25 protein-coding genes are annotated in these 17,731 nt (G+C 62.6%); 15 read left to right on the top strand and 10 right to left on the bottom strand.

Translation table 11 applies throughout. The annotated features are described in order from the left end of the window. The first annotated feature begins 327 nt into the window (after positions 1-327). Both ACQ66H_RS12420 and ACQ66H_RS12415 read left to right on the top strand, forming a co-directional pair. Positions 328-453, top strand: a complete 126-nt coding sequence (locus ACQ66H_RS12420) for a YHYH domain-containing protein (protein WP_430434288.1) — start codon at positions 328-330, stop codon at positions 451-453. A gap of 116 nt (positions 454-569) precedes the next feature. Further along, positions 570-1,007 carry a DUF4124 domain-containing protein gene (locus ACQ66H_RS12415; RefSeq protein ID WP_430434287.1) on the top strand — a complete coding sequence of 146 codons (438 nt, stop codon included), beginning with the start codon at positions 570-572 and terminating at the stop codon, positions 1,005-1,007. Between the two features lie 34 nt (positions 1,008-1,041). On the opposite strand, the gene ACQ66H_RS12410 is transcribed toward ACQ66H_RS12415, so the two are convergent. The 10 genes from ACQ66H_RS12410 to ACQ66H_RS12365 all read right to left on the bottom strand — a co-directional run bounded on the left by ACQ66H_RS12410 (position 1,042) and on the right by ACQ66H_RS12365 (position 6,331). Further along, positions 1,042-1,527, bottom strand: coding sequence for a hypothetical protein (locus tag ACQ66H_RS12410; protein WP_430434286.1), 486 nt, complete (start codon positions 1,525-1,527; stop codon positions 1,042-1,044). Next, the gene (locus ACQ66H_RS12405; RefSeq protein ID WP_430434285.1) at positions 1,524-1,847 is read right to left on the bottom strand and encodes an STAS-like domain-containing protein; all 324 of its coding nucleotides are present in this window, start codon (positions 1,845-1,847) and stop codon (positions 1,524-1,526) included. Before ACQ66H_RS12405 ends, ACQ66H_RS12410 begins: the two co-directional genes overlap by 4 nt. Then, positions 1,834-2,679, bottom strand: a complete 846-nt coding sequence (locus ACQ66H_RS12400; RefSeq protein ID WP_430434284.1) for a hypothetical protein — start codon at positions 2,677-2,679, stop codon at positions 1,834-1,836. Before ACQ66H_RS12400 ends, ACQ66H_RS12405 begins: the two co-directional genes overlap by 14 nt. A gap of 196 nt (positions 2,680-2,875) precedes the next feature. Next, a complete protein-coding gene (locus ACQ66H_RS12395) occupies positions 2,876-3,109 on the bottom strand; it encodes a helix-turn-helix domain-containing protein (RefSeq protein ID WP_430434283.1) in 234 nt (77 codons plus the stop codon). After that, the gene (locus ACQ66H_RS12390) at positions 3,106-3,531 is read right to left on the bottom strand and encodes a thermonuclease family protein (protein ID WP_430434282.1); all 426 of its coding nucleotides are present in this window, start codon (positions 3,529-3,531) and stop codon (positions 3,106-3,108) included. The genes ACQ66H_RS12395 and ACQ66H_RS12390 overlap by 4 nt, the downstream gene beginning before the upstream one ends. Positions 3,532-3,538: 7 nt before the next feature. Further along, positions 3,539-3,958, bottom strand: a complete 420-nt coding sequence (locus tag ACQ66H_RS12385) for a hypothetical protein (RefSeq protein ID WP_430434281.1) — start codon at positions 3,956-3,958, stop codon at positions 3,539-3,541. A gap of 32 nt (positions 3,959-3,990) precedes the next feature. Next, positions 3,991-4,377 (bottom strand): hypothetical protein, encoded by a 387-nt coding sequence (locus ACQ66H_RS12380; protein WP_430434280.1) that lies wholly within the window; start codon positions 4,375-4,377, stop codon positions 3,991-3,993. 17 nt (positions 4,378-4,394) lie between these two features. Continuing rightward, on the bottom strand, positions 4,395-4,973 hold the full coding sequence (locus ACQ66H_RS12375) for a hypothetical protein (protein WP_430434279.1): 579 nt from the start codon (positions 4,971-4,973) through the stop codon (positions 4,395-4,397). A 276-nt stretch (positions 4,974-5,249) separates the two neighbouring features. Further along, positions 5,250-5,582 (bottom strand): zinc-ribbon domain-containing protein, encoded by a 333-nt coding sequence (locus ACQ66H_RS12370; protein ID WP_430434278.1) that lies wholly within the window; start codon positions 5,580-5,582, stop codon positions 5,250-5,252. Continuing rightward, entirely contained in the window at positions 5,582-6,331 is a 750-nt protein-coding gene (locus ACQ66H_RS12365) for a S24 family peptidase (RefSeq protein WP_430434277.1), read from the bottom strand. Before ACQ66H_RS12365 ends, ACQ66H_RS12370 begins: the two co-directional genes overlap by 1 nt. On the opposite strand from ACQ66H_RS12365, the gene ACQ66H_RS12360 reads away from it, so the two are divergent. From ACQ66H_RS12360 to ACQ66H_RS12300, 13 genes are all read left to right on the top strand, one after another. Next, positions 6,332-6,583, top strand: coding sequence for a transcriptional regulator (locus ACQ66H_RS12360; RefSeq protein WP_430434276.1), 252 nt, complete (start codon positions 6,332-6,334; stop codon positions 6,581-6,583). Between the two features lie 219 nt (positions 6,584-6,802). Continuing rightward, entirely contained in the window at positions 6,803-7,186 is a 384-nt protein-coding gene (locus ACQ66H_RS12355; protein WP_430434275.1) for a hypothetical protein, read from the top strand. Beyond that, positions 7,183-8,898, top strand: coding sequence for a DUF4942 domain-containing protein (locus ACQ66H_RS12350; RefSeq protein WP_430434274.1), 1,716 nt, complete (start codon positions 7,183-7,185; stop codon positions 8,896-8,898). The genes ACQ66H_RS12355 and ACQ66H_RS12350 overlap by 4 nt, the downstream gene beginning before the upstream one ends. After that, positions 8,895-10,058, top strand: coding sequence for a DNA-methyltransferase (locus tag ACQ66H_RS12345; RefSeq protein ID WP_430434273.1), 1,164 nt, complete (start codon positions 8,895-8,897; stop codon positions 10,056-10,058). The genes ACQ66H_RS12350 and ACQ66H_RS12345 overlap by 4 nt, the downstream gene beginning before the upstream one ends. Next, positions 10,051-11,064 carry a hypothetical protein gene (locus ACQ66H_RS12340; RefSeq protein WP_430434272.1) on the top strand — a complete coding sequence of 338 codons (1,014 nt, stop codon included), beginning with the start codon at positions 10,051-10,053 and terminating at the stop codon, positions 11,062-11,064. Before ACQ66H_RS12345 ends, ACQ66H_RS12340 begins: the two co-directional genes overlap by 8 nt. 22 nt (positions 11,065-11,086) lie before the next feature. Next, positions 11,087-11,659 carry a DUF6475 domain-containing protein gene (locus ACQ66H_RS12335; RefSeq protein WP_430434271.1) on the top strand — a complete coding sequence of 191 codons (573 nt, stop codon included), beginning with the start codon at positions 11,087-11,089 and terminating at the stop codon, positions 11,657-11,659. Positions 11,660-11,682: 23 nt separating this feature from the next. Continuing rightward, positions 11,683-11,844, top strand: a complete 162-nt coding sequence (locus ACQ66H_RS12330) for a hypothetical protein (protein ID WP_430434270.1) — start codon at positions 11,683-11,685, stop codon at positions 11,842-11,844. A 208-nt stretch (positions 11,845-12,052) separates the two neighbouring features. Further along, positions 12,053-12,481, top strand: coding sequence for a RusA family crossover junction endodeoxyribonuclease (locus ACQ66H_RS12325; protein ID WP_430434269.1), 429 nt, complete (start codon positions 12,053-12,055; stop codon positions 12,479-12,481). Beyond that, on the top strand, positions 12,481-13,056 hold the full coding sequence (locus tag ACQ66H_RS12320; protein ID WP_430434268.1) for a hypothetical protein: 576 nt from the start codon (positions 12,481-12,483) through the stop codon (positions 13,054-13,056). The genes ACQ66H_RS12325 and ACQ66H_RS12320 overlap by 1 nt, the downstream gene beginning before the upstream one ends. A 246-nt stretch (positions 13,057-13,302) precedes the next feature. Continuing rightward, positions 13,303-13,839, top strand: a complete 537-nt coding sequence (locus tag ACQ66H_RS12315) for a terminase small subunit (RefSeq protein WP_430434267.1) — start codon at positions 13,303-13,305, stop codon at positions 13,837-13,839. Next, entirely contained in the window at positions 13,808-15,223 is a 1,416-nt protein-coding gene (locus ACQ66H_RS12310) for a terminase large subunit domain-containing protein (protein WP_430434266.1), read from the top strand. The genes ACQ66H_RS12315 and ACQ66H_RS12310 overlap by 32 nt, the downstream gene beginning before the upstream one ends. Before the next feature lie 10 nt (positions 15,224-15,233). Then, positions 15,234-16,628 carry a DUF4055 domain-containing protein gene (locus ACQ66H_RS12305; RefSeq protein ID WP_430434265.1) on the top strand — a complete coding sequence of 465 codons (1,395 nt, stop codon included), beginning with the start codon at positions 15,234-15,236 and terminating at the stop codon, positions 16,626-16,628. Then, the gene (locus ACQ66H_RS12300; protein ID WP_430434264.1) at positions 16,628-17,710 is read left to right on the top strand and encodes a phage minor head protein; all 1,083 of its coding nucleotides are present in this window, start codon (positions 16,628-16,630) and stop codon (positions 17,708-17,710) included. The genes ACQ66H_RS12305 and ACQ66H_RS12300 overlap by 1 nt, the downstream gene beginning before the upstream one ends. Positions 17,711-17,731 lie beyond the last annotated feature (21 nt).

The following is a 17,731-nucleotide window of genomic DNA, read 5'->3' as shown; positions in this document are numbered from 1 at the left end:
TGTCCATGACACCTCCATCGCGTGGTGCGCAGGTGGTGGCCGGTCGCCTACGGATGCCAGAAGAGGGCAGAGCCGGATCGGCTTAGGGCGCTGGCCCGCTCGGGGCTTTTTCCCGCGCTGTGCAGCGAGTGCTGCGATGGAGTAAAGATTAGCCGCGCTAATCTTTGGAGTCAATAGCGCGGCTAAACATTAGCGGAGCATCATCCTTTCGGCCGACGACGAAAGTGATAGGGCGGGGCATCCGCGCCTCGTGATCCGTCGCAGACTTCTGGTGCGGTCGAATTCTCGGCAGTCGCGCGGCGGGCGTTCCGCCAGAAGGGGAGCGAGATGAAAAGAACGATGCTGGTTGCGGCGCTCGCGCTGATGTCCGGCCTGGCGATGGCCCACAGCGGCGGCACCGACAAGTACGGCTGCCACAAGGATCACAGCACTGGAATCCGCCACTGCCATTGAGCGACGGCAGTAGGTAAGCAATTGCCCGAAGCCGGCGCTGAGTCATGGGCGTCGGCGGCGGGCCCTCAAGGTTTCGACGCTGTTGCGGCCGGGCCCGCGCGGCAGGATGGGAAGCGATGAAGCGATTGGTACTAGTGGCGGCATTGGTCGCCTCGCCGGCCTTCGGGCAGGTCTACAAGTGCAAGGACGGGGCAGGGAAGACAGTGTTCTCGGATCAGCCGTGCGGCGGCAATGCCCAGGCGATCGACGTGCGGCCGTCACGTGGCGCAACGCCTGCGGACTTCCAGGACGACAACGTCCAGCGGCAGCTGAAGGGCCTTGAGCAGCGCCAGCGCATGCGCGATCAGGAGAACGCGCAGCTCGAGCGAATCAGGGAGATGAACCGACCGTCACGCGACTACGAGTACGAGTCGAAGAAGCGGCGTTGCAGCGACCTTCGCGCGCGACTGGATGCGGCGGAGGCCTTGGTCAGGAACGGTGCAGCGCACTGGCAGTACAACGACGCCAAGGCGCGGATACCGGCGCTGCAGGGGCAGATCGGGCGGGAGTGTTAAGGCAAGCATCACGCGTTGCGAGGGGAGCAACAGGCTAGGTAAATGCTTGATTGAAAGCCTTGCGCAATGAATCAATAAGCTTTAGCGCGCGATGAGATGCGCGATAATCTTGCAGTGGGTCTAATTTCGATGGTTGCCCCTCTGCCTCAAAGTCACCGCCAGTTATTAGATCATAAAAGCTATCAGAGTTCTGTACCACTGAGTCCATTTCAAGAAGCTTTCTCCCGAATGTTGTCTTTCGGCTCTTGAGTCGCTCTATTTGCAAGTCCAGGTCGGCAAACATCATCTTTATCCGACTCTCAGTTATTCTTCGCTCTATGCTGTCTGTCGATTTTCTCAAATATTCGAAATAAATGTTTAGTATCTTTTCGATTAGCGAGCACGCTAGATCGATGTCGCCACGAATCTCCTTTCTGTACTCTCGCATGTTTGCGGAGTAATTCGCGACTTGCCACCCAATGATTGCGAGCGTCCAGACGACTAAGGATCCATATTGCTTTGCAAATTCCTCGAACGTCATTTGCTACGCTTTCCTTCTTCTTCAATATATTGCCAAACTCTCCTCAGGTAAGTTGGGGTTGATGACTTTATTTGCATTCGTTGGTGAAGTTGTTCTGGTGTAAACCCTTGTCTAACAAGGCCACCGAATGCTTCTTCTAAGAAAGATGATCCGTATCCTAAGGTGCCGTCTAAATCAATTACTACCTCCTCTGCCTTTCGAAGCGCAGGTGCGAGCACCTCTTCTCTGAAGCGTTCGCCAGAAGTCGCACTGTCCTTTGTGTGTCGGCCAGCAGGCGTTTCCGAAAAGTCTCGAGCAATAGAAATTTCAAGTTGGCTCATGATTGCCACCTCCAGAAATCGGTATTTGCCACATCACAAGCGTGCCAGGGATTGCTTGGTAGTACTTGTCGCGAAGCATGATCTTGGTACTTGCGTCAAAGGAAAATACTCCGAATCTGCTCAATATACGCAAACCGCCCGCAGCCAAATTTTCCGAAAACTCCAACATTTCCGGAAGCCCCTTGCCTCTGTGTGGCAATCTTGTACTAGTTCGGGTACTGCATGCCGCTGCCTCGATCAGCTGTCCGTCACGCTTCCGCAAACGGGCGTAATCCTTCCATTCTGGTTTTTGCAGCAGCGATCTGGGAATCGAAACGCCCAGATCCAGGATTACGACAGTAACCAAGCCTGACTTGACCTGCGAGAACATCCACCACTTTCGAAGACGCCGATCCGGCAGCCCCTTTACTTCAAAGTCATACGCGTGATTGACCGTGTTGTAGACCGCTTCGTTCAGGCAATCGGCAAAGAGTTCTCTTTGTGGGTGAACTATACGGTCTCGCAAAGACAGTGTCAGATCCTTGTAGAGCGTGGGATCCATGACTGCGCCCGAGTGAAAATGCCAATGAACTACTTGGTCGTGCGTAATGGCATTTTTTCGATGTGGTAGGTTAAGGAGGCCAAGTACGCCAATGTGCTGGAACAGCTCTTCAACAACAGGGTCGGTTGGGTAGCGACCGACGAGCTTGTTCGGGTACTTGGCAATCCAAGTGTCGAGCTTTGCGCGGAACAGTAGAGTGCCGCACGGAAAGGCCAGCTTAACGCTGTTGAAGTTGAGGTGAACTCGCTCATGCGTTACTAGGGCCTGATCAACTTGGTCAAGGAAGCTCAAGAACGCACCACGATGCCTTTTGGACGTGATGTTTAGCTCTTCGGGGGCACGGATGACGACGCGTCGTAGCTTCCGTCCCACTTGTCGCCGGGCACGTCGAGAAGCATTGCGAGATGTTGCGGTCGCGATGCCCCAACGACTGAATCGGGCATTCCGCGCATGGGATTTTGGGTTGAGGTATTTCAAACGGAAAGACCTATTTTCTCTCGGTACGTGTGTTTATCGTTCGAAGAGTTGTGTCATCCAGTAAGCCGTCCGCAAACGCCAGCACCAGCATAGCTAGCGGAGCCGGCACCTCACGCCCACTCTCGTACCGGCTCCCTGCGCTCTGCGTGACGCCGAAGCGCCCCCAGAACTCGGTCTGGTTCTCGTCGCGCGACACGCGGTAGGCCCGCAGGTCTGCCAACGGGTTGTCCTTCTTGCGCCTCATCGAGCCTTCCTCCATTCCCACGGCGGCACTGGCGTCCGCTCACTCCACAGGCCTCGGCCGGCCGCCTTGGCATCGTCTTGCAGCCGGAACAGACTGCGGTCGCTCGCGTACCGTTCGAACACCCAGGCCATGCCCGTGCGTACCTGGTGCGCGCTGGCGTCCTCGCCTCGGCACGTGACCCGGGCGACCGTTCGGCCGTACCTGTCGGTCTTCTGCGGCCGGATCTCGGCGCGGACCTTGAAGCACAGGTCGGACAGCGAACGCTTCGATGCCGCGCCAAACGGCTGCCGGCTCTCTGGCGCGTCGATCTCGGCGATGCGGATCTTGATCTGCTCACGCTGTTCGGACAGGGCCGTCAGGGTGTCGCCGTCGGTCACTCCGACGACAAGGGCGACGAGGAGGGCGTCAATGGGAGAAGCCATAGCGCTGTCAGGAACAGTGCTTCTGCCAGATGTCATCGAAGAAGCTCTGTTTCGACTCTTCCATGATCGTCTCGAAATCAACCCCGAGATCGTATTTGACGGCGAAATCTACGCGGATTCGGACGCGCTCCAACAGCTTCTCGAAGGGTGCGTCTTGGTCTCTGTCTGGCCATGAATCTAGGCCATCACCCTCGACCACTGCACCTTGGGAGGTAGAGACGAAGCGCTTGAAGCCGACGTACCCGCCCATGCTGTTCTTCGCATTGACTTCGCCACAGAGGTAGCCTGGATGCTTCCCAAGGTGCTCAGATCGAAACTGAGCAGACTGAGGGTCTTTCAGCGGCTGAATTACCCCGCCTCGCAGCTCAGGGATGGTCACCCAGGCGTCCCACTTCCACGCCGCGACCCCGCCTGCGATGACAGTCATGGCGAGCAACGCCACAAGCGCTCTCGAAGCGTTCAATTTTTTCTACCACCAGAAGTCGATTCCTCTGGCCGCTCGCACCAGATCCACCACGTCATCCTGAAGTCATCGACCGACGACTCAAGGCGTACTTCATTCTTGTCGGACACGTAGACGAACCTCTCGAACCCAGCCATCGCGCCGTAGCTGTTCTTCGCATTGACCTCTCCGCAAACGACTGGCGGATTGGTCCATCGGGCCGCGTGGTACTTCACGTCACGAAACTCGGCGCTCTTGGGGTCCTTCATTACCTGCCTGACGGCTTCCTTGCTGGCCTCGATCAGAGCCCTTGCCTTGGCTTCCCGACAGTCTTGTTCACGGCACTCGATGTCAACTGCACTCGATTCACCGTCGTAGCACCCGCCGAGGAAGAGGGCGGTCAAACAGGCAGCCGCCCGCCTCACTTGCCGTAATCCTTCGTCTGTCCGTCGGAAAAAAGAACCTTGCCGACATGTAGCTGAGCCTTCATGTTCTCGACATCAGCGTTCCTGAGGCTCTGGTGAGACTCAATGAACTGGTTGTACGAGATGCCGCCGCTCCATGAGTAGGTTGAACCCGCAGGGATAGGATCGTTGACTGCGATCTTCGCGGTAAGTATCCGATTCTCCAGCAGGTCGGTGAGGATCAGGCTTCCATCGAAGGCACGGATGTCCTGCCCGGTTCGATTCGAAAAATCCACTGCCAACGTGATGGTGTCCTGGCCGTACTCCTCTTCGCGAAAACCCTTTTTCACAAGTGTCGGCACGATTGGCTGCTCGCGCGTCTCCGGCGGCTTGCTGGGCTTCGCAGGTAGTTCACCGGCGAGGGCTTTTCGGAATCCCTGCGCAGCGTCGGCCAAGGCCGAGCGGAACTCGTACTTCAGGTGCTCACGACCTGCGAAATAGCCCACGGTCAGGCTGATGACCACGGCCGCGACCAAGATTCTGTTCTGTCGGTCGTCGATCCACCGGATCCTTTGCGGCGAAGGCTCGCTGATCATCCCCCTTGCTACGGATACCCTCTCGCCTCGCGGACGATTCGGCTGATCTTCGCGTGCGGGCGCAGGCGCTGTGCCCTCCAGCGGCCTGACTTTTGCGTAGATAACCCCACACTTTGGGCACTCGTAATCCGGCGCCGGATCGCTCGCTTGGCGCACGTAGCCGCACTTCGGGCACGTAGTCACAACTTCCTCCCATACGGTGCCCAGATCACACGTCCGCGCACCGTCGCCACCAGCAAACCGTTCAGGACACCAATATTCCTGGTACCGGAAGGGTCAGAATGCCGTTGTTGTTCTCTTGCATCTTTCCAATGCAACTTCTTCCGCGGTGCGACCTGCGTCGGGATACGACGACAGCCGAGGGTAGCTGCCGATCTCCTTGAAATAGGCCACGCCACGCTCGGTGCATTCCTGGACCTTGTTGCCGCCAGAATTCATGAGGTAGATCGTGGCAAGACCAAGCGGAAGGACCACGAAGATGGCGACCGGCCAAGTGTTCCAGCCCGGCTGCGTCTTTGGCGCGAGCTTCGCAGGGGCGCCACAGGCCGGGCATGCTTTCGCGGAGGAGCTGATTGCATTGCCACACTCGTGGCATTTGATCAGAGCCATCAGAGCTTTCTCCCATTCCAAGCCCACACGACACGACCGTGCACCGTCACCTCGTGATCACCGTTCAGAACATCGACCGTCTTCACAGTTGGGTTGTCACTGGATATCTCGAAGTGGCCATCCATGCGCTGACGGACGCGCTTGATGTAGAGGCGCTCGTTCGCGCTCAGCACATAGACGCCGTCGATGTTCACAGCACGAATTCCTGTGTTGACGAGCAGTATGTCCCCGTCGTTGAACGTCGGCATCATCGAGTCGCCGTACCCGCTTATCACCTTCAGATTGCCAGGGCTGCTTATGGCGGGGAGATGCTTGCGCACCCACTCCATCTCCACGTTCATCCGGTTGATCACGGTCTCGTGATCTGGGATCGCCTCTCCGTACCCCATAGAACCAGCGACATCCAACATCTGGATCGCGATTGCAGTGTCACTGGTCGGCTCCACAACAGCCATAGGCGCGTTGCGGCGACCGTCGAAGTAGGCCTCTCCCAGCGAAAGCTCCAGTTCGATATGACGTGCGCTCGCGTCACCGAAACCTCGATGCTTCGAAAGCCATTGGCTCACTAGGGATGGCGGCTTTTTGATCGCGCGTGCGAACGCGGCTTGGCTCCCGTTGAAGCGGCTGTCGATCAGTTCCTGCAAGAGCTTCACTCTGTCCATAGTCAGATAGTAAGCGGCGCTAAATTTAGCTTGGCTGTTGACGTTGTTGGTTAGCGCAGCTAAATTTCCGGTATCGACGGAGCGCATATGAAACTCGAGACCTACCTATCTGAAGTTGAGAGTGCGGCGAGCCTCGCGGCCAAGCTCGACGTCACGCCAGGCTTCATCAGCCAGATCGTTACCGGTCGCAGACCCGTTCCAGCAGAGCGATGCTCGGACATCGAGCGCGCGACCACCGGCATGGTGACGTGCGAAGAACTTCGGCCGGACCTCGCGGAGCACTGGGCTTACCTCCGCGGCACCGCCGCCAAGGACGCGTCCAGCGAGGCCGCGGCGTGATCACCGTCTCCTCAACCACAGCCGCAACCCCCGGCCGTGGCTTTCAACCCCGGCCCGTCGATCAGGTCTTTTCGACCGATACCTGTGAAGCGGGCAGGGGTCTTTCTCTTCAGCAGCCGTGCGAGGCAGCAGCCGGGCTTCGTGTTCATGGCGCCAGTCTCTTTTTTTGCCCCGCGGACGCTGTACGTGGCCGTCCGTGAAACACGTACAGGTGCGGAAATGCAGCTCGGATTGATGCACGAGACCATCACGGATGCCCTGCAAGAGGTCGTGAAGGCCTGCGGCGGCGTGAAGAAGATTGGCGCCATGATGTGGCCGGAGCTGCCCATCGAGCAGGCCGGCAACAAGCTGCGCGACTGCCTCAACCCGGACCGTCGGGAGAAGCTTTCCCCGGAGCAGGTCGTTTTCCTGCTGCGCATCGGGCGCGAAGCTGGCACCCACGCAGCCATGAACTTCCTGGCCCGCGACGCCGGCTACTCCGATCCGATGCCGATCGAGCCGGAGAACGAGGTCGCGCGAATGCAGCGTGAGTTCGTGGAGGCAACGCGCCACCTGGCCAAGCTGGCCGGCCGGATCGAGCAGCTGCAGGGGAGGGCTGCATGAGCCACGCCGACCACGACGTGATTGCAGCCGCGCGTGACGGCGAGCTGATGGATGACATGTCCGCCTTCTTCGCGCCGACATCGACCGACATGGTCAACGGGCTGGTGGCCAGTTATCGGCAGGACCGCGCGCGGATCGAAGCGGCAGCTGCCTTCATCAATGGTCCCGAGTGCGCCAGCGTCCTGAACTACTTCCTGGATGGCAATTCCGACCCGGACCGGGGCCGCACTTCGCTGTCATCCGCGGCGAGCCAGCTGTTCGAGCAAGCCGGCGCCGTCGCGGCGCTGAATGCCGCCTACTGGTCGAAGGCGCTGAACCTGACAGACGTCTACGACGCCATGCCGCAGGAGCGCCGGAACCAGTGGAACGAGCAGATTCGCTATCCGCAGGGCCGGAAGGCCGCGTGGAACAGCAGCGAGAAGGATCTTCCGCCGCTCCCGGACTTCGATGAACAGACTGTCCGCGCGACGCTGCTCGATCTGCTCAACAGCCGCGCGAAGTTCCTGGCCGAGCGTGTGGACGGCATCTTCCGCGCGCTGTCTGGTGAGCACGTGACGAACTGCCCGGAGGGCTTCGGCCGCCGGATGATCATCGCCCGCCTCATCAACGGCTATGGCAGCACGGACCACGACCGCGTCGGCTACATCAACGACCTGCGCAAGGTGATCGCGAAATTCATGGGCCGTGATGAGCCCGGCTGGGGCGCATCGATCACCGTGGTCAACATCGCGCGCCGACAGCACCGCGGCGAGTGGGTGACGCTGGACGGTGGCGCCCTTCGCCTGCGAGCCTACAAGTGCGGCACCGCGCACCTCGAAGTGCATCCGGATATGGCCTGGCGCCTGAACTGTGTGCTGGCGCACCTCTACCCGCTCGCGATCCCCGCGCAGTTCCGGCAGCGCCCGAAGAAGCGCTCCAAGGACTTCGTGATGATGGGGCGGCCGCTGCCGTTCCGCGTCGTCGAGGCGCTGGGCGGTATGGAAGAGGCCTACCTCCTGGAGAAGAACACCGGCCCGAATGCGTGGCGTCAGGAATACCTGCGCACGAAGATCCGCCACGGGCTGCAGCTGAAGTACGGTCGCGTCAACGACAAGGCGCTGCAGGCCGACATCGACCGCGTATTGGCCTACCTGGGCGGCGTGAAGACGCCGAACGGCCGGAACGGCCACTACTACGCCTTCGACTACGACGCCCACGACGCGGTGTCCGAGGTGGTCGCGTCCGGCTGCCTGCCGGATCAGAAGGCACACCAGTTCTATCCGACGCCGGAGAACGTCGCCGCGGCTGCGATCGAGGCGGCGCAGATCGGGCCGGACGACGTATGCCTCGAGCCGAGCGCCGGCACCGGTGCGCTGGCCGACCTGATGCCGAAGGATCGGACGACATGCGTCGAGATCAGCGCGCTGCACTGCAAGGTGCTCGAGGCCAAGGGCTTCTGTGCCGTTCCGGTCAACTTCCTGACGATCCACCAGCGTCAGCTATACGACCGCATCGTCATGAACCCGCCGTTCAGCGAAGGCCGCTGGCTGGCGCACTTGGAGCACGCTGCGGCCATGCTCGCCGACAACGGCCGCCTGGTCGCCGTCCTACCGGCCAGCGCCAAGGGCAAGGAAGTGCTGCCCGGCTGGTCGTGCGAGTGGTCGCGCACCTACGACAACGAGTTCGCCGGCACTAGCGTGTCGGTGGTCATCCTGACGGCGGTGCGCGCATGAACCATTGGCTCAACCGCTGCCACTTCGGCGACTGCCGCGACACGATGCGTCGCATGATCGCCGACGGGGTGCGCGTGCAGTGCATCGTCACGTCGCCGCCTTACTGGGGGCTGCGCGACTATGGCGTCGAGGGGCAGATCGGGCTGGAACAGACGCTACCGGAGTTTCTGGCGCAGCTGGTCGAGGTGTTCGATCTCTGCCGCCAGCTGCTCACCGACGACGGCACGCTCTGGCTGAACATGGGCGACAGCTACGCCAGCTCATGGGGGGCACAGTCCCGCGAACATGCTGGAAAACACGCTCCGAACGTCTCGGCCATCAGCGCCAATCAAGTGAAGGCCGCGCAGCTGCGATCCACTGGAACCGGCAGCCTTAGCCGCACACCTGGCCTCAAACCCAAAGACCTCATCGGTCAGCCGTGGCGCCTCGCCTTCGCGCTGCAGGACGCCGGCTGGTGGCTGCGCCAGGACATCATATGGTCGAAGCCGAACCCTATGCCGGAATCGGTGCGCGACCGCTGCACCAAGTCGCATGAGTACCTGTTCCTGATGACCCGGTCCGAACGGTACTTCTTCGATCAGGACGCCATTCTTGAGCCGGCGAGTCCGAACACGCTTGCTCGCCTCGCTCAGGATGTCGCCAATCAGACCGGCAGCACGCGGGCGAACGGTGGCGGAAAGACGAACGGCAACATGAAGGCGGTGGGTCGTGGTTCCAGCGGTGTCGGATTCGGCCACGGCTACGACGCCAATCCGAAGCCGAGAAGCCGTCGCGACTCGTTTAAGCGCGAAGACAGCAAGCGCGAGCAGGCCATCCCCGGCCAGTCCGTAGGGACGCATCGTCCTGAGCGCGCCGAAAGTGAGTGGGACGTGAGCCGGCGCAACCGCCGCAGCGTCTGGACCATCCCGACGCAGGCCTACAGCGGCGCGCACTTCGCAACGTTCCCCGAGGCACTGGTCGAGCCGTGCGTTCTGGCTGGCAGCCGGCCGGGCGACATCGTTTTCGACCCGTTCTTCGGTACCGGCACGACAGGCCGCGTTGCGCTGCGTCTCGGTCGCCAGTTCATCGGGTGCGAGCTTAATCCGGCCAATTCCGCCCTGCAGGACGATCGCCTCCGCGGCGTCACCACGGGGTTGCCACTGGAGGCCGTGAATGCGTGACTACGCCAAGGTCTCCCCGAAGTTCTGGTGCGGCGCTACCGGAAAGGCGCTGCGCGCCCAGGGCCACGAAGCCCTGATCGTTGGGCTGTACCTGATGACCAGTCCGCACGCGAACATGCTCGGCCTGTACTACCTGCCGATCACCTTCATCGCGCACGAAACAGGACTGGGCTTAGAAGGGGCTTCGAAGGGGCTTCAAAGGGCCATCGAAGCGGGGTTTTGCCTCTACGACGAGGCCTCCGAAGTGGTGTGGGTGATGGAGATGGCGAAGTACCAGATCGCCGAGTCCCTGAAACCCAACGACCTGCGGGTCAAGGGCGTGCAGAACGACTACGCTGCGCTGCCTTCAAACCCTTTCCTGTCGCTGTTCTTCGAGAAATACGCTGAGGCGTTCTGCATGTCTTCGCGGCGCGGATCACCTACGCCGAAGCAAGCCCCTTCGAAGCCCCTTCGAAGCCAAGAACAAGAGCAGGAACAAGAGCAAGAACAGGAACCCCTCCCTTCGGTCGGGGGTGCAGGGGGTGGTCAACCGCCGCCGCCCGGGCAGCCTGATGCGTCGCCTTCGGCTCCGCCAGCCACCATAACCACGCCGCCATCGTCGCCGTCCGAAGGCCACGATCCTCGCCAGCAGGCCGAGCAGACAGCCGATGCTGCGCGCGGAACACGGTTGCGGCGGGACTGGGTGTTGCCGAAGGCCTGGGGAGAGTGGGCGCTGACCGAGCGCCCCGAATGGTCGGCAGACGACGTGCGCCGGGCTGCCGATCGCTTCCGTGACCACTGGCTGGCGAAGGCTGGCCAGCTGGCCCGGAAGGTCGATTGGCTCGCCACGTGGCGCAACTGGGTGCGCGACGAGAACACCCCGCGACGGCCGCGTGCTCCGCCTGCGCCTCCGCCGCGAGGCACGGAGAACCTCAGCCCGGCAGGGCAACAGACCGCCGCAGCAGTGCAGCGCTGGCTGGCGAATTCCAACCCGCAGGAGGCAGTGTCCGATGATCGAAACGGATAAGACGCGGTTCGCTCAGGCGCTGATGGCGCTGGCCGAGTACTACGGAAAGCCGCTGTCAGACGGAGTTGTGGCGCTGTACTGGCAGGGGCTGCAGGACCTCGATATCGCCGCGGTCGAGTCGGCGATCGGCCGGCACATGTGCAACCCCGACACCGGGCAGTTCATGCCGAAGGTCGCCGACCTGCGCCGCATGATCGGCGGGCGTACGACGGATGCGGCAGCCGTGGCCTGGTCGAAGGTCGATCGCGCCGTGCGATGCGTCGGGCCGTACCGGTCCGTGGCGTTCGACGATCCGCTGATTCACGCCGTCGTGACCGACATGGGCGGCTGGGTGCTGCTGACGGGCAAGAGCGAGGAGGACTGGCCCTTCGTGGCGCGCGAGTTCGAGAACCGCTACCGCGGCTACGCGATGCGCAGCGAGCGGCCGGCTTATCCGCCGGTGCTGATCGGCATCCAGCAAGCCGACGCCGAGCGACGCGGCTTCAAGCCTGAAGCGCCGACGCTGATCGGCGATGCCGGAGCCGCCCGCCTGGTTCTCGCCGGTGGCTCAGCAGCTGGCGTGTTGCGGATCACCCACGAGGCGACGGCGGCATGAGGCGCGAGGCATCGATCCCGAGGATGTCCGCTGACGCCGGCGACAAGGAATGGGCGAAGCGCCTGCGCCAGATGTACCTCGGCGGTGAGCGGCTGAAGCCGGCGCAGATCGCCATGGCGTCCGCGGCGTTGGACGAGGTGTGGAGCGGTGGCCGGTGTGCGCCGAGGGTCAGCGAGGAAGCGTGACGGACTGCGATTGCTGCGCGAGGGCCGAGGCGAACGGAGGGAGATCGGGATGGTATCGAGAGGGGTGCGAGAAATGCAGGATCAGATGGATTTCGGAACAGCCGCGGCATGTGAGGGACGCGCTGGCGTCCACGATGTCGCCGGAGGAGTTGGAGAGGGTCAGGGCGGCGGTGGTCCAGCTGTGGCAGGCGCGGAAGAAGCCGGCCGAGTGATCACATTCACTGTACCCGGCGCCCCCGTCGGAAAGGGTCGCCCGAAGGTGGCGAGTCGCGGTGGACGGTTCGCGCAGCTCTACACGCCCGAGAAAACGGCGAACTACGAAGGCCTCGTGGCGCACGCCGGGCAAGTTGCGATGAACGGACGCGACCTGATTGCCGGTGCGGTGAGTGTGCAGCTCGACATCCGCTTGCCAGTTCCTGCCAGCTGGTCGAAGCGGAAGCAGAACGAGGCGCTCGACGGACAGCTGCTGCCCACCAAGAAGCCGGACATCGACAACGTCGAGAAGGCGATTTTCGACGGTTTGAACGGCGTGGTGTGGAACGACGATGTCCAGGTCGTGGATGTGACGAAGCGGAAGCGCTACAGCGCTGTGCCGGGTGTCAGGGTGGTTATTCGTGAAGTGACGGAGGGCGAGTGATGGGTGCAGTCGCAGCAGAAGTCGAGCCGCTGTTCAGCAGCACCCATGCGGCGCTGGTCTTCGCCTTCAACTTCAGCCACCAGGCGTACGACCGGCCGGTGATGAACCGGATGGCTGACGGCCCGAAGCGCAGCGGCAAAGGGCTGGTGGGCCTGGATGGGGCAGGGCAGGCGGGGATGATCCGCGCCGCTGTCGATGCGCTGGGTCGCGAGGAAGCGATGGTGATTACCGCCCGTTTCGCGCCGCGTCGCGATCGATGCCCATGCCGTCGTGACTGCTGCAGCGGATGGGTACCGGGGCGCGAGTGGCGCGCGGCAACCGACCACCTGACGGAATACGTGCTGCGGATGGCCCTGGCCGGTACCGTCAGCCACTATCGGCTGCGCAACGGCATCGTCCGGCGCGTTTTCGGTGACGACGTGAAGCTGGTGGAGATCGCCGAGGTGGCCAGTGTCAATCGCGACACGGTTTCAGACCACGCGAAGCGAATTGCGAAGCATCTGGCGGGGATCGAGGGGCGAGCGATGAAGGCCATCGACGAAAAGCTCTACACGGACGGCATCGTTGAACGGTGAAAAAACTTGACTCCGCATTTCATGCGGAATTAGAGTCCGTTTCGGATAGGTGCCAAAAGCCCGCCCGGAGAGATCCCGGCGGGCTTTTTGTCGTCTGTCGTTCGCTTAATCTCCTCCTCGTTGTCCTTGTCCGGGGCCGGTTTCGGCTGGCTTCGGAGCTTTCCCTCGTCCGTGGAAGCGGACCGTCAGTCTCGCCGTGGAAACGGCAACCGCACCCCGCATGCGGTCACCAGGAAAGGTGCCGACATGAGCCTCACACCGAAGCAGCAGCGATTCGTCGATGAGTACCTCATCGACCTGAACGCCACTCAGGCAGCAATCCGCGCCGGCTACAGCGCCAAGACCGCGCACTCGCAGGGCGAACGGCTGTTGAGACATGTTGAAGTGTCCGCCGCTATAGCCGCTGCGAAGAAGGCGCGCGCCGAGCGCGCTGAGGTGGATGCTGATTACGTGCTGAAGCGGATGATCGAGATCGACCAGATGGACGTTCTGGACATCATGGACGACGACATGGCAATGAAGCCGGTCAGCGAGTGGCCGAAGGTCTGGCGCCAGTACCTGAGCGGGTTTGATCTGGCAGAGATGTTCGACGGCCGCGGCGAGCAGCGGGAGATGATCGGCATCCTGAAGAAGATCAAGTGGCCGGACAAGGTGAAGAACCTCGAGCTGCTGGGTCGGCACTTCGGCATGTTCAAGGACAAGGTCGAGCACAGCGGCGAGATCAAGACGCCGGAACTGAAGCTGGTGCTGAATGGAACTCGCCCTCCACCCCCAGCAGAGTGAGGCGTACCTATCCACGGCGACGGAGATTCTCTACGGCGGGGCGGCGGGCGGCGGAAAGTCGCATCTCATGCGCGTCGGGGCCATCGCTTGGTGCACCGACATCCATGGACTGCAGGTCTATATCTTTCGGCGATTGTCCGATGACCTGCTGAAGAACCACATGGAGGGCGTGAGCGGGTTTCCCGCTCTGCTCTCCGAGTGGATTGACTGCGGTCTGGTCAAGATCAACTGGTCGAAGGCCTTCATCGAGTTCTGGAACGGCTCGAAGATCCACCTCTGTCACTGCCAGTACGAGAAGGACGTGACGAAGTATCAGGGCGCCGAAATTCACGTCCTGATGCTTGATGAGCTGACGCACTTCACGGAGAAGATCTACCGATACCTCCGCGGCCGGTGTCGGATGGGGGCGCTGAAGCTGCCCAAGAAGTACGCCGGCCTCTTTCCTCGCATCTTGGGTAGCGCGAACCCGGGCGGCATCGGCCACAACTGGGTCAAGGCGACGTTCATCGACATCGCGCCGCCGCGGCAGATCACCCGGCAGCCGAAGTCCGAGGGCGGGATGCTCCGCCAATACATCCCCGCGAAGTTGGCGGACAACCCGACTCTGCTCGAGAACGACCCGGACTACGTTGATCGCCTGGAGGGCCTCGGGAACCCAGCGCTGGTGAAGGCCATGCGCGACGGCGACTGGAACATCGTGGCCGGCGGCATGTTCGACGATGTGTGGGACGAAAAGCGGCACGCGCTGCAGCCATTCGATGTTCCCGCCGGCTGGCGAATTGACCGGTCGTTCGACTGGGGCAGCACCAAGCCATTCAGCGTCGGCTGGTGGGCAGAGGCGGATGGCACGGACGCGATCATGCGTGACGGCACGCGCCGCAGCTTCCCGCGCGGGACGCTCATCCGCATCGCGGAGTGGTACGGCTGGAACGGCAAGCCGAACGAGGGTCTGCGCATGTTGGCCGTGGAAGTGGCGCGAGGTGTCCTGAAGGTCGAGAGAGAGATTGGAATCGCCGGCCGCGTGAAGTCGGGCCCTGCCGACTCCGCCATCTTCGATACTCAGAACGGCGTGTGCATCGCCGACGACATGGCGAAGGCTGGCGTCAAGTGGGAGAAGGCCGACAAAGGGCCGGGCAGCCGGCGAAACGGCTGGGAGCGCATGCGCAAGATGCTGAAGGCGGCGCTCCGGCATCCCATGGAGGAGCCAGGAATTCTGGTTTTCGACACCTGCCGCCAGTTCATCCGGACTGTCCCTGTTTTGCCGCGCGACGAGCGGCAGCCCGACGACATCGACACCGACGCCGAGGACCACGTCGGCGACGAGACGCGCTACCGCTGCACGATGCCTACTCGAATCGCCACAGTGGCGCCGCTGCGCATGTGAGGACCAATCAATGACCGATGCCGTCCGCAAGGAATCAGCCGCCGTCGGCGACATGGCCAAGCACTGGCCTCTCGTGCGCGCGCTGATGGGCGGCACCGCGGCGATGCGCGTCGCTGGATCGGCATTCCTGCCGAAGTGGCCGAACGAAGAGCAGAAGTCCTACGACGCACGCCTCGCGGTGGCCACGCTGTATCCAGCGTTCAGCCAAACGGTGCGCATCCTTGCCGGCAAGCCCTTCAGCAAGCCGCTACAGGTGGGCGATGACGTGCCGGAGCGGATCAAGAGCTTCGCCGAGAACATCGATCTGGAGGGCCGCAACCTGCATGCGTTTGCCGGCGACCTGATGGTTAACCTGGTATCGACGGGCATCAGCGGCATCCTGATCGACTTCCCGCCGGCCGAGGGCGTTCGCACGCGTGCGCAGGAGCTTCAAGCCGGCTTGCGGCCGTACTGGAAGCGCTACCCGGCTGGGACGGTGCTCGGCTGGCGCAGCAAGCGGCAGGCCGGCGTCGTGCAGCTTACGCAGCTGCGGCTGCTTGAGATCGAGCACGAGGATGACGGCGAGTTCGGTGAAGCCTGCATTGAGCAGGTGCGCGTCCTGGAGCCCGGGAAATGGAAGACGTACCGCAAGCGGCAGTCCGCCGCCGGTCAGGAAGAGTGGGCGCTGCACGAAGAGGGCGTCACGACCCTGCAGGCCGTTCCGTTCGTCTTCTGCTACGGGCAGCGCACGGGCTTCGGCGTGGCCGTACCGCCGCTGCTTGAGCTTGCGCACCAGAACGTCGAGCACTGGCAGTCGAAGAGCGACCAGCAGAACATCCTGCACGTGGCGCGCGTGCCAATCCTCGCGCTGGTCGGCGCAGAGGGCGAGGTCGAGATCACGGTTGGCGCGTCGTCGGCCGTCAAGCTGCCGAAGGATGCCGACCTGAAGTTCGTCGAGCACACCGGCGCCGCGATCGAGGCCGGCCGCAACGACTTGAAGGATATCGAGCAGCGAATGCTGCAGACCGGCGCCGAGCTGCTGGTCCGCAAGGAAGGAGCCGCGGTCACGGCGACACAGATTTCCAGCGAAGGAGAGGGCAACCGCTGCGCGCTGCAGAGGATGGCCGAGGATCTGGAGGATGCCATCGACCAGGCACTGCAATTCACGGCTGACTGGATCGGCGAGGCGGACGGCGGCAAGGCGACGCTCCACAAGGACTTCGGTGCGGATTCGCTTGGCGAGGCCTCGGCGTCGCTCCTGCTGGAGCTTCAGGCGGCGGGCATCATCAGCAAGAAGCGAGTCATCATCGAGCAGCAGCGCCGCGGTGTGCTCTCCGCTGACCTCGATCCGGAGGACGAGCTGCAAGAAGCCGGCGAGGACGGGCCGCCGCTGGGCACGATGGATGACCCGGCTGCCGTGGTCTGATGGCCGCACAAGATCTGCTCGATGCCGTCGTGCGGCACCAGATCGAGTTGCAGCGGTACTCGAATGGCGTCGTCCGGCGAATCATCGCCGTCCTCAACCGCGCGGACGCAGACATCTCCGCCGCACTTCTGGCGCTGCTGGAGCGCGCGCCTGAGGCGCTGACTGTCGAGTATCTCGACCAGATGCTGAGCAGCGTGCGGCTGTTGAATGCCGACGCCTACGCGCGGCTGCAGCTGGAGCTGGACGCCGGCGTTCGAGATCTCGCAGGCTTCGAATCACGCTGGACGCAGGCGACCTACACGAACACCCTGTTGGTCAACACGGCATTCGCTGCTGTCACACCGGAGACGGCCTACACCGCAGCGCTGTCGCGACCGTTTCAGGGCCGGCTGTTGCGCGAGTGGGGCCAGTCGCTGGAGGCAGGGCGCATGCAGCGCATCCGCGACGCCGTACGGATGGGCTACTTGGAGGGCAAGACGACGGCGCAGATCGTGCGCGAGATCCGCGGCACGCGCGCCAAGGGATTCCAAGACGGGATCATCGAAATCGACCGCCGGCACGCCGAAGCCGTTGCCCGGACTGCGCTCTCGCACATGGCGGCGACAACGCGGGATCGCTTCTTCGAGGCGAACGACGACATTCTCGGCGACGAGGTGTGGGTGAGCACGCTGGACGGCCGCACGTCGCAGGAGTGCCGAATCCGGGACGGCAAGCGCTACACGCGCGGCAGCCACCGGCCGGTCGGGCACTCCCTTCCTTGGGGAAGCGGGCCAGGGCGGTTGCACTGGCAGTGTCGAAGCACGGCGATCGCGCTGCTCAAGGGGCAGCAGGAACTGTTCGGGACGCGGGCCTCGAAGGACGGCCAGGTCGATGCGAACGAAGGCTACGGGGCGTGGCTGAAGCGCCAGCCGGCGAGTGTGCAAGACGACATTCTTGGGCCGTCCCGAGGCGCGCTGTTTCGCCGCGGCGGGTTGAACATCGAGCAGTTCTCGAACGATAAGGGCAGGACGCTGACGCTGGCGGAGCTGGAGGAAAGGCACGCTGCAGCGTTCAAGCTGGCGGGCGTAGAATCCGGTGCGTGAAGCCTCGCCACCTCACTGTCA

The organism is Methyloversatilis sp., assembly GCF_965284615.1.
Taxonomy (GTDB): Bacteria; Pseudomonadota; Gammaproteobacteria; order Burkholderiales; family Rhodocyclaceae; genus Methyloversatilis.
Note: the sequence above shows the minus strand (reverse complement) of the source record. Positions and strands in the feature narration are given on the sequence as shown.